Below are 23,561 nucleotides of genomic sequence, written 5' to 3' on the forward strand. Positions count from 1 at the left end.
GAGCTAACCAATACTAATTGCCCGTGAGGCTTGACCATATAACACCCAAGCAATTTGCGAACTCGAAAGAGACCAGATTGCGGTGTGTGAAGACGAAACGAACCGAAAGTTCGACTCTTACAAAACACCGAAAGCTATCACATACCCAATTTGCTGAAGCGAGGCCAACAGGCCACGACTCAGTACCCGAATTTCTTGACGACCATAGAGCATTGGAACCACCTGATCCCATCCCGAACTCAGCAGTGAAACGATGCATCGCCGATGGTAGTGTGGGGTTTCCCCATGTGAGAGTAGGTCATCGTCAAGATTAAATTCCGAAACCCCTGTTTGCTTACGCAGACAGGGGTTTTGTTTTGGGCGGTCGGAAAGGGTCAAGTGGCTCGCACCCCCTCGGTACTCGACAAAATTGCGCAGTTATTTCTGAACCAGACCACTAGAATAGGTACCTAACCTTTTTTAGCGTCCGAGCCCTATCTATGCCCGATCCGGTTGATGCCCCCAAGGTGTCGGATTTACCCCTGGACGACCTGGTGGCATGCCATGAGTGCGATTTATTGATGCGCAAACCTGTGCTCGCCCTCGGCGAAAAAGCCCAGTGCCCGCGCTGCGGTTACGAGCTGTACGCGCATCGCCACAACGTCGTCGAACGAAGCCTCGCCTTAGTCTTGGCAGCGCTATTGTTGTACATCCCCGCGAACTTTTTGCCCATCATGCAGCTCAATCTACTCGGGCAGTCCTCGGAGGACACCGTGTGGACCGGCGTCGTCGGCCTGTTCGACACCGGCATGCACGGCGTCGCTGCCGTCGTGTTCCTGTGCAGCATGGGTATTCCCCTGCTCAAGTTGCTCTGCCAATTGGCGGTGTTGCTCAGCATCCGCTGGAACATCGGTCGCAGTTACGGGCTGCTGCTCTACCGCATTTACCATCACCTGAGAGATTGGGGGATGTTGGAGGTGTACCTGATGGGCGTCCTGGTGGCGATCGTAAAGCTCGCCGACATGGCCTCCATCACGATTGGCCTGGGTCTGGTCTGCTTCGTCAGCCTATTAATGGTTCAGGTTCTGCTTGAGGTGGTGATGTCGCCCCACCAGATCTGGCAAGCACTGTCAGGAGAGGATGATCATGCGGGCGATTGATGCAGGCATTCTGATTTGTACCGAATGCCACGAATTGAACAAGCAAGAACCGGACACCGATGAGCAAACCTGCACCCGTTGCGGTGCGCTGGTCCATGCCCGTCGTCCCAACAGCCTGACGCGCACCTGGGCCTTGCTGATCACCGCTGCGATTCTCTATATCCCGGCCAACCTGTTACCGATTATGACCGTCAATTCCCTCGGCCAGGGCGATCCCAGTACCATCATGTCCGGCGTGATCCAACTGGTGCAGCACGGCATGTTCCCCATCGCCGCCGTGGTGTTCATCGCCAGCATCCTGGTGCCGACGTTCAAGCTCGTAGGTATTGGTCTGCTACTGTTCTCGGTGCAGCGTCACCAACCGCTGTCCGCGCAACAACGGATTATCATGTACCGCTTTATCGAATTCATCGGCCGCTGGTCCATGCTGGATATCTTCGTGATCGCCATCCTGGTGGCGGTTGTAAACTTTGGACGGCTTGCCAGTGTCGAGGCCAACCTCGGCGCGGCGGCGTTCGCCAGTGTGGTGATCTTGACGATGCTTGCCGCAGTAACTTTTGATCCCCGACTGATTTGGGATAACACGGAGTCGGACGACGACCATGAGTGATTTGCCTAAAGCTAAAACCCGCCCGGCTTCCAACTGGTCGGCTATTTGGGTACTGCCCCTGATCGCCCTGATCATCGGCGGTTGGTTGGGCTGGCGTGCCTATTCTCAGCAAGGCATCGAGATCCAGGTACGCTTCGAAAGCGGCGAAGGCATCCAGGTCAACAAGACCGAAGTAGTCTACAAAGGCATGCCCGTGGGCAAGGTCAAGACCCTGGCCCTGGACGACGAAGGCAACAATCGCGGGGTGATTGCCACCATCGAGATGAACAAGGACGTCGAGCAATACCTCAAGACCAACACGCGCTTCTGGCTGGTCAAACCCAGCGTCAGCCTCGCCGGCATCACCGGCCTGGAGACCCTTGTGTCGGGGAACTACATTGCCGCCAGCCCCGGCGACGGTGAGCCCACACGCAAATTCAAGGCGCTGTCCGAAGAACCGCCCTTGTCCGACGCCAAGCCAGGCCTGCACCTGACCATCAAGGCCGACCGCCTTGGCTCGCTCAACCGCGGCAGCCCGGTGTTCTACAAGCAGATCCAGGTCGGCCAGGTCAAAAGCTACCTGTTGTCCGAGGACCAGAGCACCGTCGAGATCAAGGTCTACATCGAACCGACCTACGCCAGCCTGGTGCGCAAACACACGCGTTTCTGGAACGCCAGCGGCATCAGCATCGACGCCAACCTCTCCGGCGTGAAGGTGCGCAGCGAATCGCTCTCCAGCATCGTCGCCGGCGGTATCGCCTTCGCCACCCCGGAGAATCGCAAGGACAGCCCGCCGACCGACTCGAGCCTGCCCTTCCGTCTGTATGAAGACTTCGACGCCGCCGCCGCCGGCATCAAGGTCAAGGTCAAACTCACCGATTTCGAAGGCCTGCAGGCCGGGCGCACCCCGGTGATGTACAAAGGCATCCAGGTCGGCAGCCTGAAAACCCTGAAGATCGATCCGGACCTGTCCAGCGCCAACGCCGAGCTGACCCTCGACCCATTGGCCGAAGACTACCTGGTACAGGACACCCAGTTCTGGGTGGTCAAGCCGTCGATTTCCCTGGCCGGTATCACTGGGCTCGAGGCGTTGGTCAAAGGTAACTACATCGCGGTTCGTCCCGGTGACAAAGGTTCTCCGCCCCAACGGGAATACGTGGCTCGAGCCAAGGCGCCGCCCTTGGACCTGCGTTCCCCTGGCCTGCACATGGTGCTGTTCACCGACAGCCTCGGCTCCTTGGATGTCGGCAGCCCGATCCTCTACAAGCAGGTCAAGGTCGGCTCGGTGCAGAGCTATCAGTTCTCGCGCAAGAACAAACAGCTGGTGATCGGCGTCCATATCGAGAAGGAGTACGCCAACCTGGTCAATGGTTCGACGCGTTTCTGGAACGCCAGCGGCGTGACCCTGACCGGCGGCCTCACCGGCGGTATCCAGGTGAAAAGCGAATCCCTGGCCAGCCTGATGTCCGGCGGTATCGCCTTTGAAACGCCGGAACCGAACGTGCCGCTGAAAAAACGTATCCCGCGTTTCCGCCTGTTCGCCGATCGTGAAGCGGCCAATCAGAGTGGCACCCTGGTGACCATCAAAGTCGACCGCGCCGACGGCCTGCGCCCCGGCACCCCGGTGCGTTTCAAAGGCCTGGACGTCGGTAAGATCGAGAGCGTCGACCTCAGCGCCGATCTGCAATCGGTGCTGCTCGGTGCGCGCATCACCCAGGTGACGGATCGCATCGCACGCGTCGGCAGCCAGTTCTGGGTGGTCAAGCCGGAATTGGGCCTGATGAAAACCTCGAACCTGGAAACCCTGGTCACCGGCCAATACATCGAAGTGCTGCCCGCGCTGAAAAACGCCGGGCCGCAGAAGAGCTTCGTCGCGTTGGACCAGCCGCCCGAAGCCGTCCACCAGGAGGCTGGCCTGAGCCTGGTACTGAGTGCCGCACGCCGTGGTTCGCTCAAAGAAGGCGTGCCCGTCACTTACCGCGAAGTCACCGTGGGCAAAGTCACCGGCTACGAATTGGGCCAGACCGCCGACCGCGTGCTGATCCACATCCTGATCGAGCCCAAGTACGCGGCGTTGGTGCGCAGCGGCAGCCGCTTCTGGAACAGCAGCGGTTTTGGTCTCGACTTCGGCCTGTTCAAAGGCGCGACGGTACGCACCGAGTCCCTGGAAACCCTGGTTGCCGGCGGCATCGCCTTCGCCACGCCCGATGGCGAACGCATGGGCAGCGCCGCGCGGCCGCAGCAAACCTTCCCGCTGTTCGACAAGTTTGAGGATGAGTGGCTGACCTGGGCGCCTAAGATTCCGCTGGGCAAGTAGACCGAGGCGCGGCTATCGCGGGCAAGCCCCCTCCCACAGATGAGCGCATTCCTACAGGATAAACGCGGTCACTTGTGGGAGGGGGCTTGCCCGCGATGAGGCCCTCAAAAACACCACCAAACCCCAGCCCACAAAAAAGGCCGCGATCCATAAGATCGCGGCCTTTTGGCATTTCACCGCCGAACGTCAGACCTCATCCAACTCCGGCTCATCCGCCTGCACCGTCACCGTTGCCTTCACCGCATCATGGCGCCGGATGTACTTCCAGTCCGCCTCATCGATGTAGATCCCGTTCGGCCCGCTGCCGCCTTCCAGGTCGATCGCCACCTGGGCCGACACCTGCGGCTTCACGCTCGCCAGGATCGGCACGAAGCCCAATTGCAGGCTGGTCTCCAGCAGCGCCGCCTGGTTCTTCTCATCGATGTCGGCCGCTTCGTCGAGGTAGTACGGCAAGCGCACGCGCCCGGCCTGGTCGCGGTCCATCAAGTGCAGCAACAAATACATGTTGGTCAGCGCCTTGATGGTCATGGTGGTGCCGTTGGACGCCGCGCCATCGATGTCGGTGTGAATCACCGGCTGGCCATGCACCTTGGTGATCTCGAACGCCAGTTCGAACAAGTCCTTGAGGCCCAACTGGTTGTGGTTGGCCGCCACCAGGCGCGCCAGGTATTCCTTGGCCTCTTCGTTCTTGTTGTCCTGCTCGGCGCTCTGGCTCAAGTCGAACACCGACAGGGTTTCGCCTTCTTCGTACTGACCGGCGCTGTGGATGATCTGGTCGATATGCTTGAGCGCTTCCTTGTTCGGTGCCAGCACGATGCGGAAACTCTGCAGGTTCGACACCTGGCGCTTGTTGATCTCACGGTTGAACAAGGCCAGTTGGTGTTCCAGGCTGTCGTAGTCGCTGCGGATATTGCGCAAGGTCCGTGCGATATCGGTGACCGCCGCGCGCCGTGCCTTGCCCAGGGTCAGGGCTTCGTCGGTACGGTGAGCATAGGCGTTGATCAGCAGTTGCAGACGCCGCTCCACGTCATCCTCGCTGTCGAATTTGGCCACGCCCTTGAGGCGAACCTGGGCGTACAGCGCTTCGATCTGGCCATCAGCGCGCAGCAAGCCTTGCCAACTGTCCTGATAGTCATTGAGCAGCGGCAGCAGGTTGTCCATGGAATCGTCGACCGGGTCCATGAACGGCGTGCCGAACGGCAAGTCCGCCGGCAGCAACTGGCGACGGCGCAAAGCGTCATCCAGGGTGCGTTGCTTGGCTTCCATATCGCCGATCTGGCGACCGACCAGTTGCAGCTTGGCCGACAGTTGCTGGACACGTTCGGTGAACGCATCGCTGGAGCGTTTCAATTCATCCTGGGCGGCTTCCATCTGCGCCAGCTGTTCCAGCTTCTCGCCTTCTTCGGCGCTCAGGGTTTGCGCACGGCGGAAATCTTCCAGGGCCTTTTGCGCGTCCAGCACTTGCTGGTACAGCGCTTCGGTCTGGGTTTTACTCGCGGCGCGGTCAGAGGCCACCGCCTGCTGCGTCTTGAGCTGCTTGAGTTCTTTTTCCAGGCGCTCTTTCTGGTCGCGCAACGCCGCACGATCCGCCAGGGCCTGCAAGGCGGGCGGCTCGATGTGGGAGATGTCGATCGACAGCCCCGGCACTTCAAAGCGCTCACCCTTGAAACCATCAAGGATCAGTTCCAGGGATTTGACCCACTGGCCGTCCTCATCCAGCGTGATGCCATGCTCACCCAGCGGCAGGCTGAACAGCGAACTGTTGAACAGACGCATCAGACGCTCGACATCTTGCTGTGAGAATTCTTCGCGCAGCTTGGCGTAGCTGTTGTTGTCTGCGTGATCGAGCTGTTGCTTGACCGACTTCAGGCGTTTTTCCAGCTCGCGCAGGCGCTCGTCCAAGTCCTCGGCGCTGAACTGCCGCGACTGCGCCAGCGCGCCGGCGAGTTCATCGTGGGCATCCTTGGCTGCCAGCAGTTGCTGTTCCAGCACCCTGACATCATCGACCAGCGCAAAGCGATGCTTGAGCACCGACAGCTCGCCCAGCCAACGCTGGATACCGCTGATTTCGCGCTCCAGGCGCATCAGCTCCTGGGTGCCGCCACGTTGGTCGTGCTGCAGCGCGTCCTGCTCGTTGCGGTAGTGCTCGGCCTGGATGGTCAGCTCTTCCTTGCGCGCACTGGCGTAGTCCGACCAGGTGCCCAGCAGCGAGTCCAACAGCGGCGACAGGCGATGCAATTTACCGCGCAGGATGTCGCGTTGTTTCACGCCATTGGCCAGGGCCTCGACCAGCGGGCCGGCGGCGACCAGGGAGTTGTAGTCCTGCTCCATGCGTCGCACGTCGCGGAAGGCTTCTTCACACGCGGCGATGTAATCGACACTGCCGGAGCGCAGGCTGTGCTCGAACGCATCGAGGAACAATTGCTTGAGCTTGGCTGCGGTGATTTCGCGCATGTGCAACAGGTTGATAAACAGCGCGCGGAAGGTCTTCAGGCTCTGTTCGCTGGTGGAACGCAGCGGGATCAGCGTCAGGTCCAGTGGGATCGACGTGTGGCCGCCGACCAGCAAACGACGTAGTTCATCGGGCTTGAGTTCGTAGGCTTTCAGGCCCTCGCGCTCCAGGTTGGTGAACAGCTCTTTCTGGCGCAGGCAGGTGTCGTTTTTCTGGTAGTGGGCCAGGTCGAGCTTGCCGGCGTAGGCAAAGAACTGGTGACCGAAACCACCGCCCGGGCCGCGCCCGACCACGCCGATCACATGCGGGCCGTGGGGCAGGGAGACTTCCACGAGGATGTAGCTGGTGTCGGTGGCGAAGTAGAAGCGCCGCGATTGTTCCAGGGTGTACTTGCCGAAACTCATGTCCGACATGCGCGCCAGGATCGGGAACTGCAAGGCGTTGATCGATGCGGATTTACCCAGGTTGTTCGCGCCGTACACCGACAGCGGCTCTTCGAGCGGGAACAAACCGAGGCTGTAGCCGGCGGTATTCAATAGGGCGAAGCGGCGGATGCCGTAGCGTTCCTTGCTCATGCGTCGGTCTCCTGTTCTTCGGCAATGGCGCGGGCCAGGGCGTCTTCTTCGCTTTCGTCGGCAAAGTCGCTCAAGTCCAGCGGGTCATCGGTCTTCAGCAGTTTTTCATCGCTGTCTTCATCGATGAGCACCGGTGTCGGCAATGGCAGCACGCTGTGGATGCTGGCCGCGAGGTCGCGGTCCTGTTGCACCGACAGGCACACATCGAGGAAGCGATGCATCGGCGGCAGAAAGCGATAGATGCCGTTTTCTTCGCTGGCAAAACCCAGTTGGGTCATGCGGCGCATGATTTTCTCTTCGAGCTCTTCCTGGGTTTGCACTTCGGCCTGGATAAACAGGTCGCGGTATTTTTCCAGCAGTGACGGCAGTTCATCGCGGCCGAGGCTGCCGCCGTCGAGCACGGCAATCGGGTCGCGGCCCTGGTCGGCCAGGTGCTCGACGATGATAAAGGTGAACAGCGCCAGGCGCTGCGCGGTCTTGTTCACCTGCGCGCTGGCGATGGCCGAATCCGGCACGAAGTAATAGAAACCACGGGTATCGCACACCAGTTCAAAGCCCAGGGCCTTGAACAGCGTGCGGTACTGGTCCTGGAAATTCGACAGTTGCGCGTACAGCTCCGGGTCGCGGCGGCTGACGTGGTAACCCTTGAACAGCTCGCGAAAGATCGGCGCCAGCTGGGACAGTTCGGATAGATCAAGATGCATAAGGGGTGCTCGCAGAATTCTCGGCGGCGTCGGGCGTGGCCGGGAGCAGGGCGAATGAGCGCAGGCTGACCTGATGCTCGTGTGTGTGGTAATCGCGGCGTTCCAGGCGCTCGCGCTTGAAGCGTTTTTCGCGGGACAGGCGCGAGAACCAGTAGAGCAATTCGTCGGTGGCGCCGTCCGGTTCCTGTTCCAGCAGCCAGGTCATCAGGTCCGGCATCGGCAGCGCGTCTTCGCAGCGTTCGAGCATTTCCTTGACCGTGCGCGGTGCGCGCTGGGCTTCGCCTTTATGGGACTTGTGCGCCTTGGGGAAGCGCGCCGGTTTCGGCTCGAAGTTCGCCAGGGCGTACACGTAGGCCTCGACCTGACTCGCACTGCCGAGGAAGGTGCTTTGCGGCCGGGTGAACATCGGCATCGCGGCCTGCGGCACCGCGTCCAGGCCTTTACGGCGAATGGCCGACAGCGCCAGCGCGGCGCCACGGGTCACGGCGTTGTGCCGACGCGCTTCTTCACGCAGCGGCAGCAGCAGCTCGCGGGCGTGACGCAGGGTCAACTGGGCGCTGGTCTGCATTTCGAGGATGCGCGCGTGGGTGCGCAACAGCATGTCGTCGTCGACCAGATGGCCGAGGCGCTGCTGCTCGGTGAGCAGGCGCAGCAGCACGTTTTCGACCTTGCGCACGCCTTGTTCGAAGGCGCCGTCGGCGTTCACCAGTTGGATCATCGGTTCGACGTATTCGTCCCAGGTCGCCAGCACTTCGGCGTAGCGCTGACGCAACGGGATCTGCCGGTCGCTGGTCTTGGCGCGGTCGGCCACGGCGGCGAGGGCTTGTTCGTCGTTGGCGAGTTTTTTCAGCACGTCGCGCACGCGCATGTCGAGCAAGCGCAGTTGCCGGGCCAGGTCGTGGCCGTCACGGATGTCGAAGGCGTCCTGGATATACCCGGCCAGGCGCTCGAGGTGGCGCAGGTAGGCTTCGATTTCCAGGCACAGGCCAAGCCGGTGCTCCTTGCGAAGATAGGCGAGGAAGTCGTGGATCTGCGCATTGAGCTCGAAACGGTTCGGGCTCTTGGCGACAGGCACCAGGATATCCAGGCGAATCCACACGTCCAGCAGGCTGGTGATGTCCTGGGGCGTGCTGTCCAGTTGTTGGGCGGCCAGTTGTGCGCGCAGCTCGCCGAGGCTCAGGGTGCCTTGGTCGAAGTGTTCGCACAGTGGCTCAAGTAAGGCCCAGTGTTCGGCGAGGGCGCGCAGGACGCGCTTGGGTTCGATCATGGGAATGGCCGGCTGGTTGGCGATTAAAAGTCGCGATTGTACTGCATCAGGCGCGGGATTTATCCACAGCCGGTCAGTGCGCAGTGGGCGATTGTTACCGAACAGCGGTAGAATCCCCGCTCTTTACTTATCCACAAGTGGCCGAGCTGTGCTTATCGAGTCCCGACGTCGCGCTTACTTGACTGCCATGCAGGTGGTCAACTGGCTGCCCCGCACCGAACTGCCGTTTGCCGCCCCGTCGCGGCCCGAGCTGCTGCAGGCGCTCGAGCCCGATGACGGATTGGAAATGTCGGGCGAGGAGGCGGCTGCGCCCGTGGCGGTGGTCAAGCCTGAGCCGCCGACGCGGCCGGTGGTCGAACGCGCCAAGGTCGAGGTGCCACGCCCGTCGCCGATGGCCAAGCCTGCGGTGGCTGAAGAGGCGGCCCCGGTGGTCAAGGCGCCTGTCGTCCCACCGCCGCGGTTTGCCCTGCAATTGCTGCGGGCCGGGCGTTGCCTGTTGCTGGTCGAGCTGCCTACCGGCGAGCGCTTCCAGACCCGCGATCCGGCCTACATGTTGCTCAAGGACATGCTGCGCGCCGCCGGCCTGCCCGACAGCCCGCAAATCGTCGGCGACCCGGTGCGCTGGCCGTTGCTGGTGCGCGGCACCATGGACCAGGGCCCGGACGCCGCGCGGGATTTTGTGCAAGGTTTTGTGTCGGCACGCCTGGAAGACGAACCCTGCGTGTGCCTGTGGCTGATCGGCCTGCCCGCCGTGCGGTTTGCAGGCGAAGCCGATGCCGAAGTCTGGTACCGCGAGCTGCAGGTCGAAGGCCTGGGCTCGGTATGGGCCCTGCCGGGCCTGGAATTATTAATGGAAGAGCCACAGCGTAAGGCTGATGTCTGGCAAGCCATGCGCCGGCTGATGGCGCGCTGGAAAACAATCGATGAGTGAGGCTTTATCCTTCCGCCCGATGACCGAGGCCGACCTCGACGCCGTGCTGAAAATCGAATACGCGGCATACAGCCACCCCTGGACCCGTGGGATCTTTCTCGACGGGCTGGGCAAGTACCAGATCTGGCTGATGTTCGAAGGTGAGCAGCAAGTGGGCCACGGGGTGGTGCAGATCATCCTCGATGAAGCGCATTTGCTGAACATCACCGTCAAACCGGAAAACCAGGGCCGCGGTCTCGGCCTAGCGCTGCTCGAGCACCTGATGTCCCGCGCCTATGCCGCCAGCGCACGGGAATGTTTCCTCGAAGTGCGTGACAGCAATGCCGGCGCGTTCCGGCTGTATGAACGCTATGGCTTCAATGAAATCGGCCGTCGGCGCGATTACTACCCAGCCGTCGGCGGTCGCGAAGATGCGGTCGTGATGGCCTGCACCCTCGTCGACTGAACACGCAACCCATGTGGGAGCCAGCTCCCTCCCACATTTGGAACTACAGGGTGTCAGCGGTTGCCGTCGACAGGATCTCGCTCGGCCAATTCGGCCTCATCCAACCCGTTGCCGCCGCCGATGTCATCTTCATTCACGATGCTCAGGTCCCAATCGGCCTGTTCGCCTTCGCCTTCTTCCTGTGCATCCCGTGCGCCGTCCTCGCGGATCAGGTTCTCCGGGCTCATCTCGTCATCGGTCGTCTCGGCCTCGCCCACCCGTTTATCGCGCATCCGGTGTTTGCGCTCGACAAGCGGCAGTTCATCGCCGATTTGCGCCGTCGGCTCTTGATCGTCAAAGTCCAGCTCGCGCACCGAGCCCATGCGATCCTCATTGTCATCAATCGGTTCCGGCTGTGTAGCGCCGTATGGACGTCGTGATTCAGTCATGGCCAATCCTCATACTGTGGGGCTTATAGTGTGTGGACAGGCCTGGCGCACCAAGATTCAAGTCATCGCCTGCCGTCTATCTTTATTCCGGGCGTGACCCGGACGGGCGGTCGTCTGTCAAAGCTGCGCATCATTCCTGAGGCTTTCCCTGATGAACGAACTACAAGAGCTGCTTGATAACAACGAACGCTGGGCGGATGCGATCAAACAGGAAGATCCCGAATTCTTCGCCAAACTGGCCCGCCAGCAAGCACCGGAATACCTGTGGATCGGCTGTTCCGACGCCCGCGTACCGGCCAACGAAATCGTCGGCATGCTGCCGGGTGATCTGTTCGTACACCGTAATGTGGCCAACGTGGTGCTGCACACCGACCTTAACTGCCTGTCGGTGATTCAGTACGCCGTCGATGTGCTCAAGGTCAAACATATCCTGGTCACCGGCCACTATGGCTGCGGCGGTGTGCGGGCGTCGATGCAGGACCGTCAGTTCGGCCTGATCGACGGCTGGCTGCGCACCATTCGCGACCTTTACTACGAAAACCGCGATCTGCTGGCCAAGTTGCCGACTGAGGAAGAGCGCGTCGACCGCCTCTGCGAATTGAACGTGGTTCAGCAGGTGGCCAACGTCGGTCATACCAGCATCGTGCAAAACGCCTGGCACCGGGGGCAGAGCCTGTCGATCCACGGTTGCATCTACGGCATCAAGGATGGCCGCTGGAAGAGCTTGAACACCACCATCACTGGTTTTGAGCAGTTGCCGCCGCAGTATCGCTTGCGCCCGCTGGGTGAAGCCTAAGGGCGCTTGCGCTCGCGCCACAGGGTCATGAACGTCTGCCCTTCGGCGTTCAGTGGCTCCTGGCTGCCGGTGATCCAGCCCCGGCAGTTCAGCTCGCCGCATTGGCACGCGAACTGCCGGAACAGCGCGTCCTCGGTGCTGGCGTAATCCAGGGTCAACAGGGCGCCGGCCGCGATGGGCTGCACGGTCCAGAGCTCCAGGTAGGTGGTGTCCAAAAATACATTCGGGTTGCAGGAGTGGCGCAGCAGGCCGCAGAACCAACAGTCGTACAAGTGGATGCGCGGCGACAGTTGCAAGGTGTGCGGGCGTCGCTCGTTCACCGCGTAGCCGGAGACCTTGGCAATGCGTATGCGACTCTCAAAGGTGATGCGTGCCTTGACCCTGGCCCCGGCGCCGTCCCTGGCGTGGGTGACCTGGAAGTGTTTGGACGAAGGGTAGCCCTGCCCGACGAACAGTGTCTTGAACGGGTAAAGGCAGTCATTCACAGGGTTTACAGCCTTATCCATGGCGCGAGTTTTCATAACTCTCCTGGGTTGGGCTGCATCGACCTGCGGGTGGTGTCTGACTGCCAGTCTTGCAGCGGATGGGCCCGGATCAAGACTCGCTGAACATAACGCCGATTTCTACTGTCAACTTTGACAGTAGAAATCGGTTTTTTTTTTGCGCTTTTACAGCGCCGGGGCGCTGATCGTCGGGGTGGGCGCGGCGTCTTTCAGTTGTTTGAGCTGGGCTTTGATCGCGGACGTGGCGCATTTGGCGTTGGCCTGTTCCGGGGTCAGGTTGCGCACCGAGGTGTAGAACAATTCGCAGGTCTGTTCTTTACGCGTGACCTGCCAGGTGTTCATGCACGCCTTGAGCAGCACATTCGCATCGCTCGCCGGTTTCTGGCCCATTCCGGCTTGCCAGCAGGCGGCGCTCAAATCCTGGCCCATCACTTTCAAACCGGCCTCGTCGGCCTTCTGCTCGTTACCGTCATACGTGTCGGGGCTTGCCGCATACCAGATGTAACTGGGGTGGTTGGCGCCCAGGACCGAGACGGTTTTGCCGGGGATCGGGCTGATCTGCGCCAGGCCCAGCACACCCACGGTTTGCCCGTATTGTTGCTTGATCCAACTGCGCACCGGTGCGCCGAACGCGACCATCGGCAACGCACCTTTGGGCGGCAGGCTCAGTTCCTTGACCATGCGTGTCTGGTAGTCGGTGAAGTAGCTGTAGACGTTTTCCAGGTCTTTTCCGGCGTTGGACGGCGCGGCGATCGGGGCGATGTCGATGATGGTCTGGTAGGCCGGGGTTTCGGTGGCCGGAATGCCATTGTCGACGAGCAGGGCGGCCCAGCGGTCGGTGGTGGCCGATTCCAGGTAATCCTGGGCCTGGGTCAGTGAGTAATCTGGCGGAAAGTGCAGCAGTTCGATGCTTTTGCGGTTTTCCAGGGCCATGCCCAGCGGCAGGAACAAGTACCAGTTGTAGGCCCACTTGCCATCGCTGTTAAGCCGGCTCGCGCCCTGGTAGGCCAGGTCGGCGGTAGCGAGCAAGCTCGTCAGCGGCTGGCCATAGTTGTCGGGCACGCCGCTGAAGGTCGCCGCGACCTGGCCGTCATGCTTTCTGACGCTGACCTTGGCGCGGCTGTAACCGTCGCGCTGCAGGCTCTGGTTGAGGTAGTGCTCGACGGTCTGCTCCAGCGTCCACGGCCGGAAGCAGATCACGTTGCAGTTATTGGGGTAAGCGAACAACTGGGTAACCCGTTGCGTGCTGCCCAGCGGTACGTCGATGTCGGCCTGTACGACCGCACTCGCGATCAGTGCGGCCAAGGTGAAGGACAACCTGGTCGGTTTAAACATAGATGATTCCTTGTCAGCGAGAGCCCGTCTGCGCGGGGTGAAAGCCCACCTCCACACAGTAGCGGCTGACCAGGAAAACCGCGTGCAAAATCGCCGGGCGTGTCGCTATTGGATAAGCCGTCCTACATCTCGAACTGCAACGCATTGCTCAAGTCGCCCATCGGTTTCTGGCCGCGGGCGATCATGGCGTCGTCGCGCCGCTTGAGCCCGTCCAGTGTCTCCAACTGGAAGACGCGGGTGATCAGGCGCAGGATCGACGCGGTGTCGTACACCGTATGGTCCACCGTGCCTTTGCGCGCGAACGGCGACACCACCAGGGTCGGAACCCGTGTGCCAGGGCCCCAGCGGTCGCCTTTGGGCGGTGCCACGTGGTCCCACCAGCCGCCGTTTTCATCGACGGTCACCACCACCACCATGTTTTTCCACTGCGGGCTTTCCTGCAGCACCTTCAGGGCGCGGGTGATATGGCGGTCGCCCGAGGCTACGTCGGCATAACCGGCGTGCATGTTGAGGTTGCCCTGGGGTTTGTAGAAGGTCACGGCGGGCAGCTTGCCCGCCTGCGCGTCGGCAAAGAACTTGTTGGTGCTCGACTCATCGCCCAGGCCCGCGTCGCGCAGGCGCTTGTCACGCTCCGCGCGGTTTTCCGGGCCCTGTTGCTTGAAGTAGTTGAACGGCTGGTGGTGGTACTGGAAGTTGGGGATCTTCGGAATGCCGCCCGAGTCCTTGAACTGTTCCAGCGTCGCTTGCCAGGCCCCGGCGTACCAGGCCCAGTCGATGTTCTTTTTCGACAGCTTGTCGCCGATGTGTTCGTGGGTCTGCGGCACCAGCACGTTGGGCAGGTCGGGCTTGGCGTAGTCCGGGTTTTGCGGGTCGCGAATCCAGGTCGGCCAGTAGGGCGGGGCCAGGGTGTTCACGGCGTAACCGTCCGGGGTCAGCGCGCTCGGGCCGAACTGCGGCGGGCCGCTCATGGCGCTGGCCGGGGATTTGTCCAGGGGCTTGAGGCGTGGGTCGGTGGGATCGTCGCTTTGCAGCGTGGCGATCTGCGCCTTGGCCACCGACTGCGCGGCGTTCGGATAAACCGGCGCGGTCGCGCTGATCAGGTATTGGTGGTTGAGGAACGAGCCGCCAAATGCGCCCTGGAAGAAGTTATCGCAGAGCACAAACTCCTTGGCCACGTCCCACAGGCGCAGGGAATAACGGCTCTGGGCGTAATGCCCCATCACCAGGCCGCCGGAATCGGCCCAGGCGACGAAATTGTCGTTCTTGCCGCCGTTGATCTGCATCTGGTTCTGGTAGAACACGTGCCACAAATCCCGGGTGACCAGGCTCAAGGGCAGGTCTTCGGCGTTCGGGCCCTTGAGGGCGAACGGGGCGTTGGGCAGGTTTTCCTGGAATTGCACTTCGCTGGGGTAGGTCACCCCGTCGACGCTTTGCGAGCCGACTTGCAACACACCACCCCACACCGGGGGCAGGGTGGTCAATACGCTGGCGTCGCGGTCGCGCTGCTGATAGTCGGCGGGAGACAATGCCGACAGCGGTTTCTCCAGCCCGGGGAAATCGGCAAACAGGTTGTTGAAGCTGCGGTTTTCGGCGTAGATCACCACGACGGTTTTCACTTGGTCGTGTAATGCCTTATCCAACTCTTGCGGCGTGAGCGGCCGAGGCAGCGGTTTGCCCGGCGCGTCGCCGGGATTGCCGCAGGCACTCAAGGTCGCGCCCACCCCCAGCACCGCTGCGCCGCCGAGGAAGCGCCGCCGGCTGGTGTCTACCGGCGGTTGATCGATGGAATCGGGGGCCGGGCGGTCTTCGTGCTCGTCACTCATTGCGGGAGTCCTTGCTGGCGGTTTGTTGCAAGATATTTCGCCAGGACGGTAGCAGTGGAATGTGACGCAGGGAAGACAGCTTGAAGTTACACGCTTTAAGCGGAAAGCCTGGAGCTACAAACCTCAAGCTTGCCGCTGCGTTTAAGGCATCACCGGCGGCAAATACTTCAACGTCGTCCCCAACGCCCACAACAGAAACAACACCAACGGCGCGTGTACCAGCAACTGCACGAACGAAAACCCGATCAGATCCCGCGCCTTCAGCCCCAACACGCCCAGCAGCGGCAGCATATAAAACGGGTTGATCAAATTCGGCAGCGCCTCGGCCGCGTTGTAGATCTGCACGGCCCAGCCCAGGTGGTATTGCAGGTCAGTGGCCACTTGCATCACGTAGGGCGCTTCGATGATCCACTTGCCGCCGCCCGACGGGATGAAGAAACCCAGCACCGCCGAGTACACGCCCATCAACAGGGCATAGGTGTCGTGGGAGGCGATGGAGGTGAAGAAGGTCGAGATATGGTGAGCCAGGGTCTGGCCGTCGCCGCCCTTGACCACCGTCATCAGCGCGGCAATCGAGCCGTACAGCGGGAACTGGATCAGCACGCCGGTGGTGGTCGGCACCGCGCGGGCGACCGCGTCCAGAAAGCTGCGCGGGCGCCAGTGCAGCAACGCACCGACCATGATGAACAGGAAGTTATAGGTGTTCAGCCCGGAAATCGCGCTGATCGCCGGTTTGGTCGAGAACTCGTGGAACAACCAACCCGCCGCCAGCACCGCCAGCAGGATCGTCAGCACCGGGCTGTGTTCCAGCCATTCGCCCGGGCGTGTCGGGGCCTGCGGCGTGGGCAGGTTGAAGGCCGGGTCGACCCCGCAGGCCTTGGCGTCACGGGCGCTGTTCGGGCCGGGCGCGGTGGCGTAGGCGATGATCAGCGAGACCACGATCAGCGCCAGCAGCAGCACGCCGGATTGCCACAGGAAGATGGTGTCGGTGAACGGGATCACCCCGGTGATCGACAGGATCGACGGCGGCAAACTGGCCGGGTTGGCCTGCAACTGCGCGGCCGACGACGACAGCCCCAGCGCCCATACCGCGCCGAGCCCCAGGTAGGCCGCGGCACCGGCAGCGCGGTAGTCCATGCGCAAGTCCGTGCGCCGCGCCAATGCGCGCACCAGTAAACCGCCGAACACCAGGGACAGCCCCCAGTTGAGCAACGAGGCAACCATGGAAATCAACGCCACCCAAGCCACGGCCGAGCGGCCGTTCTTCGGGATGCGCGCCAGGCGGTCGATCAGTTTCACCGCCGGTGGCGAACTGGCGACCACGTAACCGCCGATCACCACGAAGGCCATCTGCATGGTGAACGGGATCAGGCTCCAGAACCCATCGCCAAACGCCTTGGCGGCTTCGGTCGGCGCGGCGCCCATGCCCAGGGTCGCCACGGCGACAATGATCACGGCGAGGGCGGCAAACACCCAGGAGTCGGGAAACCAGCGTTCGGCGAAATTGGAGCAGCGCAGGGCAAATCGGGCATAGCGGCTTTCTTCGATAGCATCGGCCACGAGTCATTCCTCTTGTAATTGTTATGGTTTTGGCAGTTTTACGGCATGTTCCGCTACGGCCATTGATATGGGAATGCAGTTATCTTCATCGATCATTGAGGAAAACAAATATATCCGCCGCGATTGCCATCATCCGGCGCAGCTCATAACCTGCACGCCATTTTGTTTGTCTGCCGAGCCTCAACATGACTGCCACCTCGCTTGCCCAGGCGCAGCGTTTTTCCCGCTCCGACTACAAAACCCTGGGCCTGGCCGCCCTCGGCGGTGCCCTGGAAATCTACGACTTCATCATTTTCGTGTTTTTCGCGCTGACCCTCAGCCAACTGTTCTTCCCGCCGGAAATGCCCGAGTGGCTGCGCCTGCTGCAAAGTTTCGGGATCTTCGTCACCGGCTACCTCGCCCGCCCGCTGGGCGGCATCCTGATGGCGCACTTCGCCGATCACCTGGGGCGCAAGCGCGTGTTCAGCCTGAGCATCCTGATGATGGCCTTGCCCTGCCTGCTGATCGGGATCATGCCGACCTACGCGCAAATCGGCTATTTCGCACCGCTGATCCTGCTGGTGCTGCGCGTGCTGCAAGGTGCGGCGGTGGGTGGTGAAGTGCCCAGCGCCTGGACCTTTGTCGCTGAGCACGCGCCGCCCCATCACCGCGGTTATGCCTTGGGCTTCTTGCAGGCCGGCCTGACCTTCGGCTACCTGCTCGGCGCACTGACCGCCACGCTGCTGGCGCAAATCTTTACCCCGGCGGAGATCCTCGACTACGCCTGGCGCTTCCCCTTCCTGCTCGGCGGCGTTTTCGGCGTGATCGGCGTGTGGCTGCGCCGCTGGCTCAACGAAACCCCGGTATTCCTCGACATGCAGGCGCGCCGCCAAGCCGCCGCCGAACTGCCGCTGCGCACCGTATTGCGCGACCATCGCCGCGTGTTGCTGCCGGCGATGATCCTCACCTGCGTGCTCACCTCCGCCGTGGTGGTGCTGGTGGTCATCACCCCGACCATGATGCAGAAAACCTTCGGCATGACGCCCAGCCACACCTTCGCCCTGAGCGCACTGGGCATTGTGTTCCTGAACATCGGTTGCGTACTTGCCGGCCTGCTGGTGGACCGCATCGGCGCCTGGCGCGCGGTGCTGGTCTACAGCCTGTTGCTGCCACTGGGGATCGCGGTGTTATACGCCAGCCTGATCGCCGGTGGCGTCTGGCTCGGCGCGGCATATGCCGTGGCAGGCTTGAGCTGCGGCGTGGTCGGCGCAGTGCCGTCGGTGATGGTCGGACTGTTCCCGGCGCCGGTGCGGGTGTCAGGCATTTCCTTCACCTACAACATTGCCTACGCGCTGTGGGCGAGCACCACGCCCTTGATGCTGATCGCACTGATGCCGACCAGCCCGTGGATTTGCGTGGGTTATTGCGTGGTGATGGGCGCGGTGGGGGTGGTGAGTGTGGTGCTGTTCAGCAAGCGCCACGCAGTGGATGCAGGCGCTCGCGGAGCCTAAGGGCCACCAATTGACGGGTATTGCGGCCGCTCCTATAGTCAGGTCCACCCCCCGATCAGCACATAGCCCTTCATGACCCAGACGGCCCTTATCAACCCCGCCATTCTGTCCTGGTCTCGCCAGCGGGCGGGGTTGTCTGAGGCTCAGGTCGCCAAGGGGCTTACGGTCAAGACGCAAAGGGTCATGGAGTGGGAGAGCGGCCGGAGCCTTCCCACCTTTAACCAGGCGCAAAAGTGGGCTGCCATCGCGCATGTTCCTTTTGGTTTTCTCTTTCTCCAGGCGCCTCCACAGGAGCATCTGCCACTTCCGGACCTGCGCACGGTAGGCGGCGAATTACCCGATAAACCCAGCCTGGATTTGATGGACACCGTCAGGGATGTGCTACGCAAACAGGCCTGGTACCTGGAGTATTTGCAGGATCACGAACGAGCGCCGCTTTCCTTTGTCGGGAGCTTCAACAGTCGCTCGCCGATCAAGGACGTCGTTGCCGATATCCGTCGTGTCCTGGGCGTAACCGATGCCCCGGCCCGTATGAGTTATGAAGACTATATGCGGGCATTGGTGAGTGGCGCGGAAGACGCCGGCATTCTCGTTATGCGCAGCGGTGTTGCCTTGGGCAATACCCGCAGGAAACTTGATGTCAGCGAGTTTCGAGGATTTGCGATCAGCAACGTGATGGCCCCCGTTGTGTTTATCAACAGTGCGGATGCACCCTCGGCACGGCTTTTTACCCTGGTGCATGAGCTTGCCCATCTCTGGATCGGCAGTACGGGCGTATCCGATGGGGGCAGTCAGGGGCCTGGTCAAGAAGAAGCCTTCTGCAATGCGGTGGCGGGCGAGTTTCTTGCGCCGGGAATCGCCTTCAGCGCGTACTGGGACAGCGATCTTTACTGGGAAGACAACCTGGCGCCTTTGGCGGGGCGCTTTCATGTCAGCACACTCGTCATTGCCCGCCGTGCGCGTGACCTTGGTTACATCAGCGGCGATCAATACGGCGCCTACTACCGACGGATCTTGCAGGCATATCGAGATAAGGACGGCGGTGGAGGGGACTACTACCGTACCGCTGCGACCAGGAACAGTACCCGGTTGAGCAAGGCTGTTCTGGCGCAAGCCCAGAGCGGTCAGATTTTGCTACGCGACGCGGGAAAACTGCTGGGTGTGCAGCCTGCCAAGTTGAAGACGTATGGAATGAAGCTCTCGGCATGAAGCATCTATTGGATTCGAATACGCTGATCGAGGCCAAAAATCGCTATTACGGGATGACGATTTGTCCGGGCTATTGGGCATGGATACTTCAACAACACCAGGCTTTGGAGATTGCCAGTATCGTACCGGTAAGGGACGAGCTGGCTAAAGGCAATGACGATCTGACCCAGTGGGTCAAGAGCAATGCCCAGCTCTTTGAAGACGCCAGCGATGAACGGACTCAAGTGGCATTTGGGTATATCGTCGCCAAAATTGCCGAGCAGGCGCCGCTGATGAAGGTTGGCGCGCTTGAGGAGTTTCTTGAAGGGGCAGACCCGTGGCTGATTGCCAAGGCGATGACGACGGGAGCGGTGGTTGTAACCCATGAAGTGTATAACCCCGATATCAAGCGTAAATACACCATTCCCAATGTGTGCTCACTGGTCGGCGTCTCTTATATGAATACGTTTGAGTTGCTCGGTAAGCTGGACGCACGTTTCGTTTTGCACCGCTGACCCATTGGGGCAAAGAGGTTTTGGTGTCATCAAAGGTAACCGCCTGCTGGCGTGCGGATGACAATTTTGTAACCCGTGCCAGCGTATTTAGCCGATAGCTCTATGATTCATCCAACCACACCCCACGAGGATGTTTCATGAGCGCAGGACACAACCACGCCCAGGTACGCGCCGGCCACGAACGGCAGTTGTGGATGGCCCTCGGGCTGACCAGCAGTTTCATGATTGCCGAGGTGATCGGTGCCTTTATCACCGGCAGCCTGGCGCTGTTGTCCGACGCCGCGCACATGATGACCGACGCCCTGGCCATGGCGATTTCCCTGGTGGCGATCCAGATCGCCAAGCGCCCCGCCGACCGCAAGCGCACGTTCGGCTATGCCCGCTTTGAAATCCTGGCGGCGGCGTTCAATGCCTTGCTGCTGTTTGCGGTGGCGTTCTACATCCTTTATGAGGCCTATCAACGCCTGCAGGCACCCGCCGAAATCCAGTCGACCGGCATGCTGGTGATCGCCGTGCTGGGGCTGCTCGTCAACCTGATCTCCATGCGCCTGCTCAGCGCCGGCAGTGGCGAAAGCCTGAATGTCAAAGGCGCGTACCTGGAGGTCTGGAGCGACATGCTCGGCTCTATCGGCGTGATCATCGCAGCCGTCGTGATCATGTTGACCGGCTGGGCTTGGGTCGACTCCGTGGTGGCGGCGGCGATTGGTTTCTGGGTGTTGCCGCGCACCTGGGTGCTGCTCAAGGACAGCATGAATGTGTTGCTGCAAGGCGTGCCCGACGGCGTCGATATCGACAGCGTGGAGCAGGCCATGCGTGGCGTGCCCGGCGTGAAGGACGTACACGACCTGCATATCTGGGCGCTCACCAGTGGCAAGAACGTGCTGAGCAGCCATCTGGTGGCGGATGCGATGCCGGGCACCGAACAGCAGGTCCTCGCTCAAGTGACGCAATTGCTGCATGAACAATTCGATATTTCCCACGTCACGCTGCAGGTCGAGGGCGAGGGTTTTCATCGTGACGGGCCCGAAGACGCCCATGCTTGAGCCTTGCTAACGGATTTGTAATGTTCGCCCCACCGCCCTGATAAGTACCGAAAGTTACAGTGCCCCGGCTTGGATTTATCCGCCATTTCATGGGCCTGGAACTCTCGTTATGCCAACTCGTGCAAGAACTCTACTGTGCTCGATCATCGTGTTGCTGGCGACGGCGCAAGGGGTCGGCGCCCAAACCCTGACCCTCGACGCCGCCCTGCAAACCGCCTTCGCCAACAACCCCGACCTGGCCGCCGCGCAATGGGAGATCGACATCGCCAGCGGCGGCCGCCAGCAGGCGGGGCTGATCCCCAACCCGGTGGCCTCGTGGGATGCCGAAGACACCCGCCGCGACACCCGCACCACCACGCTCAAGTTAAGCCAGACCCTGGAACTGGGCGGCAAGCGCGGCGCGCGCATCGAGCTGGCCACGCGCGGCCAGGACGTCGCGGCGCTGACCCTCGAACAGCGCCGCAACGGCTTGCGCGCCGAGGTGATCGACAGTTATTACGGCGCCCTTCGCGCCCAGGAGCGCCTCGACCTGGCGCAACGCTCCCTGGCGTTGGCCGAGCGCGGCCTGGTGATCGCCAATGGCCGCGTCAACGCCGGTAAATCGTCGCCAGTGGAAGCCACCCGCGCCCAGGTGCAGTTGTCGGAAATCCGCCTGGAACTCAACCGCGCCCAGATGGGTGTCAGCGATGCCTATCGCCGCCTGGCCGCCAGCACCGGCAGCGCCGCGCCCGACTTCGCCGCCGTCGCCACGCCAAGCAGCGTCCCGGCGACGTTGCCGCCCGCCGCGCAACTGCTGGCGCGTCTTGAACAGACCGCCGAGCTGCGCCTGGCCGAACTGCAAATCCTGCAGAACGAAGCCAGCGTGGGCCTGGAAAAAGCCCAGCGCATCCCCGACCTCGATGTGTCGATTGGCAGCCAGTACGACGCCAGCGTGCGCGAGCGAGTGAACCTGGTGGGCGTGTCGATGCCGATCCCGCTGTTCAACCGCAACCAGGGCAACGTGCTCGCCGCCACCCGCCGCGCCGACCAGGCCCGTGACCTGCGCAACGCCGCCGAACTGCGCCTGCGCACCGAAACCCGCCAGGCCCTGGACCTGTGGCAAACCGCGAACACCGAAGTGCGCGCGTTCAACCAGCAGATCCTGCCCGCCGCCCAGAGCGCGGTGGACAGCGCCACCCGTGGCTTCGAAATGGGCAAGTTCAACTTCCTCGACGTCCTCGACGCCCAGCGCACCTTGATCGCGGCCCGCACCCAATACCTCACGGCGACCGCCCAGGCCACCGACGCCTGGGTACGCATCGAACGGATCTACGGCGACCTCGCCCGTTTCTGATTTTTTTTGGAGTCCTCTATGCAGACTAAACATGGCGTGGCGCTAGCCCTTGTCCTGGGCCTGATGCTGTCCGGCCTGGCAAACGCCGAGGAAGAAGAAGGCACACTCGAACTCACCGAGCAGCAGATCGAGGCCGCCGGTATTCAACTGGCCCAGGCCCAGCCGCGGCCGATCAGCACGGTGCTGTCGTTGCCGGGTGAAGTGCGCTTCGATGAAGACCGCACGTCGCACATCGTGCCGCGTGCGGCGGGGGTGGTGGAGGCAGTGAAGGTCAACCTCGGCCAGACGGTCAAGCAAGGCGAGTTGCTGGCGGTGATCGCCAGCCAGCAGATTTCCGATCAGCGCAGCGAGCTGGCCGCCAGCCAGCGCCGCCTCGAACTGGCGCGCACCACCTTCCAGCGCGAGCGCCAACTGTGGCAGGACAAGATCTCCGCCGAGCAGGATTACCTGCTGGCGCGCCAGGCCTTGCAGGAAGCCGAAATCGCCCTGAACAACGCCCGCCAGAAGATGACCGCCCTCAGCGGCAGCGCCGTGCCGGCCGGCGGCAATCGCTATGAATTGCGCGCACCGTTCGCCGGCGTGGTGGTGGAGAAACACCTGGGCGTCGGCGAGGTGGTCAGCGAGACCAGCAACGCCTTCACCTTGTCGGACCTGTCGCAGGTGTGGGTCACGTTCGGCGTCTTTCCCAAGGACTTGAACAAGGTCCGCGTCGGCAAGCCGGTGAAAGTCAGCTCCACCGAAATGGGCACCGAAGTACTCGGTACCGTGGCCTATGTGGGCAACTTGCTGGGCGAGCAGACGCGCACCGCTACCGTGCGCGTGACCGTGCCCAACCCCGATGACGCCTGGCGCCCGGGGTTGTTCGTCGCCGTACAGATCGCCACCGACACCTACCAGGCCAAGGTCACCGTGCCCGAGGCCGCGATCCAGACCGTCGAGGACAAGCCCTCGGTGTTCGTTCGCACGGCGGACGGGTTCGTCACCCGCCATCTGGAACTGGGCGTCAGCGAAAACGGCTACGTCGAAGTGCGCCGGGGCCTCGACGCCGGGGCACAGGTGGCCACGGTTGGCAGCTTCATCCTCAAGTCCGAACTGGGCAAAGGCTCGGCCGAACACGCCCATTGATCC

General features: G+C 62.0%; 20 protein-coding genes and 1 rRNA gene. 13 read left to right on the forward strand and 8 right to left on the reverse strand.

Features of this window, described 5'->3' with window-relative positions; genetic code table 11:
- Window positions 1-194: 194 nt before the first annotated feature.
- From rrf to ACP7E3_RS07360, 4 genes are all read left to right on the forward strand, one after another.
- Window positions 195-310: ribosomal RNA gene (rrf, locus tag ACP7E3_RS07345) — 5S ribosomal RNA — on the forward strand.
- Between the two features lie 169 nt (window positions 311-479).
- Window positions 480-1,139 (forward strand): paraquat-inducible protein A, encoded by a 660-nt coding sequence (locus ACP7E3_RS07350; RefSeq protein WP_046384830.1) that lies wholly within the window; start codon window positions 480-482, stop codon window positions 1,137-1,139.
- On the forward strand, window positions 1,126-1,749 hold the full coding sequence (locus ACP7E3_RS07355) for a paraquat-inducible protein A (RefSeq protein WP_046384829.1): 624 nt from the start codon (window positions 1,126-1,128) through the stop codon (window positions 1,747-1,749). The genes ACP7E3_RS07350 and ACP7E3_RS07355 overlap by 14 nt, the downstream gene beginning before the upstream one ends.
- Window positions 1,742-4,045, forward strand: coding sequence for a PqiB family protein (locus ACP7E3_RS07360; protein WP_057005632.1), 2,304 nt, complete (start codon window positions 1,742-1,744; stop codon window positions 4,043-4,045). Before ACP7E3_RS07355 ends, ACP7E3_RS07360 begins: the two co-directional genes overlap by 8 nt.
- Before the next feature lie 186 nt (window positions 4,046-4,231).
- On the opposite strand, the gene mksF is transcribed toward ACP7E3_RS07360, so the two are convergent.
- The 3 genes from mksF to mksB are packed head-to-tail and all read right to left on the reverse strand — an operon-like array spanning window position 4,232 to window position 9,043.
- Window positions 4,232-7,072: an Mks condensin complex protein MksF gene (mksF, locus tag ACP7E3_RS07365; RefSeq protein WP_017844513.1), complete on the reverse strand. Its 2,841-nt coding sequence runs from the start codon at window positions 7,070-7,072 to the stop codon at window positions 4,232-4,234.
- Entirely contained in the window at window positions 7,069-7,776 is a 708-nt protein-coding gene (gene mksE, locus ACP7E3_RS07370; protein ID WP_046384827.1) for an Mks condensin complex protein MksE, read from the reverse strand. Before mksE ends, mksF begins: the two co-directional genes overlap by 4 nt.
- Window positions 7,766-9,043: an Mks condensin complex protein MksB gene (mksB, locus tag ACP7E3_RS07375; RefSeq protein WP_017844511.1), complete on the reverse strand. Its 1,278-nt coding sequence runs from the start codon at window positions 9,041-9,043 to the stop codon at window positions 7,766-7,768. The genes mksE and mksB overlap by 11 nt, the downstream gene beginning before the upstream one ends.
- 187 nt (window positions 9,044-9,230) lie before the next feature.
- Between mksB and ACP7E3_RS07380 the strand changes: the two genes are divergently transcribed.
- Window positions 9,231-9,974, forward strand: a complete 744-nt coding sequence (locus ACP7E3_RS07380; protein WP_104904014.1) for an energy transducer TonB — start codon at window positions 9,231-9,233, stop codon at window positions 9,972-9,974.
- Complete coding sequence (gene rimI / locus ACP7E3_RS07385) at window positions 9,967-10,419, forward strand: ribosomal protein S18-alanine N-acetyltransferase (RefSeq protein WP_046384825.1); 453 nt, start codon at window positions 9,967-9,969, stop codon at window positions 10,417-10,419. The genes ACP7E3_RS07380 and rimI overlap by 8 nt, the downstream gene beginning before the upstream one ends.
- A 53-nt stretch (window positions 10,420-10,472) precedes the next feature.
- On the opposite strand, the gene ACP7E3_RS07390 is transcribed toward rimI, so the two are convergent.
- Window positions 10,473-10,847 (reverse strand): hypothetical protein, encoded by a 375-nt coding sequence (locus ACP7E3_RS07390; protein ID WP_046384824.1) that lies wholly within the window; start codon window positions 10,845-10,847, stop codon window positions 10,473-10,475.
- Window positions 10,848-10,998: 151 nt separating this feature from the next.
- Between ACP7E3_RS07390 and can the strand changes: the two genes are divergently transcribed.
- A complete protein-coding gene (gene can, locus ACP7E3_RS07395) occupies window positions 10,999-11,643 on the forward strand; it encodes a carbonate dehydratase (RefSeq protein ID WP_017844507.1) in 645 nt (214 codons plus the stop codon).
- Here the strand turns inward: can and ACP7E3_RS07400 are convergent.
- The 4 genes from ACP7E3_RS07400 to ACP7E3_RS07415 form a co-directional block, all read right to left on the reverse strand.
- Window positions 11,640-12,164: an SET domain-containing protein-lysine N-methyltransferase gene (locus ACP7E3_RS07400; protein ID WP_177030647.1), complete on the reverse strand. Its 525-nt coding sequence runs from the start codon at window positions 12,162-12,164 to the stop codon at window positions 11,640-11,642. The two genes, can and ACP7E3_RS07400, sit on opposite strands and share 4 nt — an antisense overlap.
- Before the next feature lie 147 nt (window positions 12,165-12,311).
- Window positions 12,312-13,481: a hypothetical protein gene (locus ACP7E3_RS07405; protein WP_057005635.1), complete on the reverse strand. Its 1,170-nt coding sequence runs from the start codon at window positions 13,479-13,481 to the stop codon at window positions 12,312-12,314.
- A gap of 122 nt (window positions 13,482-13,603) precedes the next feature.
- Window positions 13,604-15,304 (reverse strand): acid phosphatase, encoded by a 1,701-nt coding sequence (acpA, locus tag ACP7E3_RS07410; protein ID WP_108525186.1) that lies wholly within the window; start codon window positions 15,302-15,304, stop codon window positions 13,604-13,606.
- A gap of 141 nt (window positions 15,305-15,445) precedes the next feature.
- Complete coding sequence (locus tag ACP7E3_RS07415) at window positions 15,446-16,864, reverse strand: short-chain fatty acid transporter (protein WP_017844502.1); 1,419 nt, start codon at window positions 16,862-16,864, stop codon at window positions 15,446-15,448.
- 185 nt (window positions 16,865-17,049) lie between these two features.
- On the opposite strand from ACP7E3_RS07415, the gene ACP7E3_RS07420 reads away from it, so the two are divergent.
- The 6 genes from ACP7E3_RS07420 to ACP7E3_RS07445 all read left to right on the forward strand — a co-directional run bounded on the left by ACP7E3_RS07420 (window position 17,050) and on the right by ACP7E3_RS07445 (window position 23,558).
- Entirely contained in the window at window positions 17,050-18,354 is a 1,305-nt protein-coding gene (locus ACP7E3_RS07420) for an MFS transporter (protein WP_046384821.1), read from the forward strand.
- A gap of 72 nt (window positions 18,355-18,426) precedes the next feature.
- Window positions 18,427-19,563 (forward strand): XRE family transcriptional regulator, encoded by a 1,137-nt coding sequence (locus tag ACP7E3_RS07425; RefSeq protein ID WP_046384820.1) that lies wholly within the window; start codon window positions 18,427-18,429, stop codon window positions 19,561-19,563.
- Window positions 19,560-20,057, forward strand: a complete 498-nt coding sequence (locus ACP7E3_RS07430; RefSeq protein WP_017844499.1) for a DUF4411 family protein — start codon at window positions 19,560-19,562, stop codon at window positions 20,055-20,057. The genes ACP7E3_RS07425 and ACP7E3_RS07430 overlap by 4 nt, the downstream gene beginning before the upstream one ends.
- Window positions 20,058-20,194: 137 nt before the next feature.
- Complete coding sequence (locus ACP7E3_RS07435) at window positions 20,195-21,100, forward strand: cation diffusion facilitator family transporter (RefSeq protein WP_046384819.1); 906 nt, start codon at window positions 20,195-20,197, stop codon at window positions 21,098-21,100.
- A gap of 109 nt (window positions 21,101-21,209) precedes the next feature.
- Window positions 21,210-22,433: a TolC family protein gene (locus ACP7E3_RS07440; RefSeq protein WP_046384818.1), complete on the forward strand. Its 1,224-nt coding sequence runs from the start codon at window positions 21,210-21,212 to the stop codon at window positions 22,431-22,433.
- Between the two features lie 18 nt (window positions 22,434-22,451).
- Window positions 22,452-23,558, forward strand: a complete 1,107-nt coding sequence (locus tag ACP7E3_RS07445; RefSeq protein WP_057005637.1) for an efflux RND transporter periplasmic adaptor subunit — start codon at window positions 22,452-22,454, stop codon at window positions 23,556-23,558.
- The last annotated feature ends 3 nt before the right edge of the window (window positions 23,559-23,561 follow it).

This window comes from Pseudomonas sp. PSPC2-3 (assembly GCF_049898265.1).
Taxonomy (GTDB): Bacteria; Pseudomonadota; Gammaproteobacteria; order Pseudomonadales; family Pseudomonadaceae; genus Aquipseudomonas; species Aquipseudomonas veronii.

Bases quoted from the DNA above. Each gene is read 5' to 3' on its own strand.
- ACP7E3_RS07350 (WP_046384830.1), top strand. From the start codon at position 480: ATGCCCGATCCGGTTGATGCCCCCAAGGTGTCGGATTTACCCCTGGAC.
- ACP7E3_RS07355 (WP_046384829.1), top strand. From the start codon at position 1,126: ATGCGGGCGATTGATGCAGGCATTCTGATTTGTACCGAATGCCACGAA.
- ACP7E3_RS07360 (WP_057005632.1), top strand. From the start codon at position 1,742: ATGAGTGATTTGCCTAAAGCTAAAACCCGCCCGGCTTCCAACTGGTCG.
- mksF (WP_017844513.1), bottom strand. From the start codon at position 7,072: ATGAGCAAGGAACGCTACGGCATCCGCCGCTTCGCCCTATTGAATACC.
- mksE (WP_046384827.1), bottom strand. From the start codon at position 7,776: ATGCATCTTGATCTATCCGAACTGTCCCAGCTGGCGCCGATCTTTCGC.
- mksB (WP_017844511.1), bottom strand. From the start codon at position 9,043: ATGATCGAACCCAAGCGCGTCCTGCGCGCCCTCGCCGAACACTGGGCC.
- ACP7E3_RS07380 (WP_104904014.1), top strand. From the start codon at position 9,231: ATGCAGGTGGTCAACTGGCTGCCCCGCACCGAACTGCCGTTTGCCGCC.
- rimI (WP_046384825.1), top strand. From the start codon at position 9,967: ATGAGTGAGGCTTTATCCTTCCGCCCGATGACCGAGGCCGACCTCGAC.
- ACP7E3_RS07390 (WP_046384824.1), bottom strand. From the start codon at position 10,847: ATGACTGAATCACGACGTCCATACGGCGCTACACAGCCGGAACCGATT.
- can (WP_017844507.1), top strand. From the start codon at position 10,999: ATGAACGAACTACAAGAGCTGCTTGATAACAACGAACGCTGGGCGGAT.
- ACP7E3_RS07400 (WP_177030647.1), bottom strand. From the start codon at position 12,164: ATGAAAACTCGCGCCATGGATAAGGCTGTAAACCCTGTGAATGACTGC.
- ACP7E3_RS07405 (WP_057005635.1), bottom strand. From the start codon at position 13,481: ATGTTTAAACCGACCAGGTTGTCCTTCACCTTGGCCGCACTGATCGCG.
- acpA (WP_108525186.1), bottom strand. From the start codon at position 15,304: ATGAGTGACGAGCACGAAGACCGCCCGGCCCCCGATTCCATCGATCAA.
- ACP7E3_RS07420 (WP_046384821.1), top strand. From the start codon at position 17,050: ATGACTGCCACCTCGCTTGCCCAGGCGCAGCGTTTTTCCCGCTCCGAC.
- ACP7E3_RS07425 (WP_046384820.1), top strand. From the start codon at position 18,427: ATGACCCAGACGGCCCTTATCAACCCCGCCATTCTGTCCTGGTCTCGC.
- ACP7E3_RS07430 (WP_017844499.1), top strand. From the start codon at position 19,560: ATGAAGCATCTATTGGATTCGAATACGCTGATCGAGGCCAAAAATCGC.
- ACP7E3_RS07435 (WP_046384819.1), top strand. From the start codon at position 20,195: ATGAGCGCAGGACACAACCACGCCCAGGTACGCGCCGGCCACGAACGG.
- ACP7E3_RS07440 (WP_046384818.1), top strand. From the start codon at position 21,210: ATGCCAACTCGTGCAAGAACTCTACTGTGCTCGATCATCGTGTTGCTG.
- ACP7E3_RS07445 (WP_057005637.1), top strand. From the start codon at position 22,452: ATGCAGACTAAACATGGCGTGGCGCTAGCCCTTGTCCTGGGCCTGATG.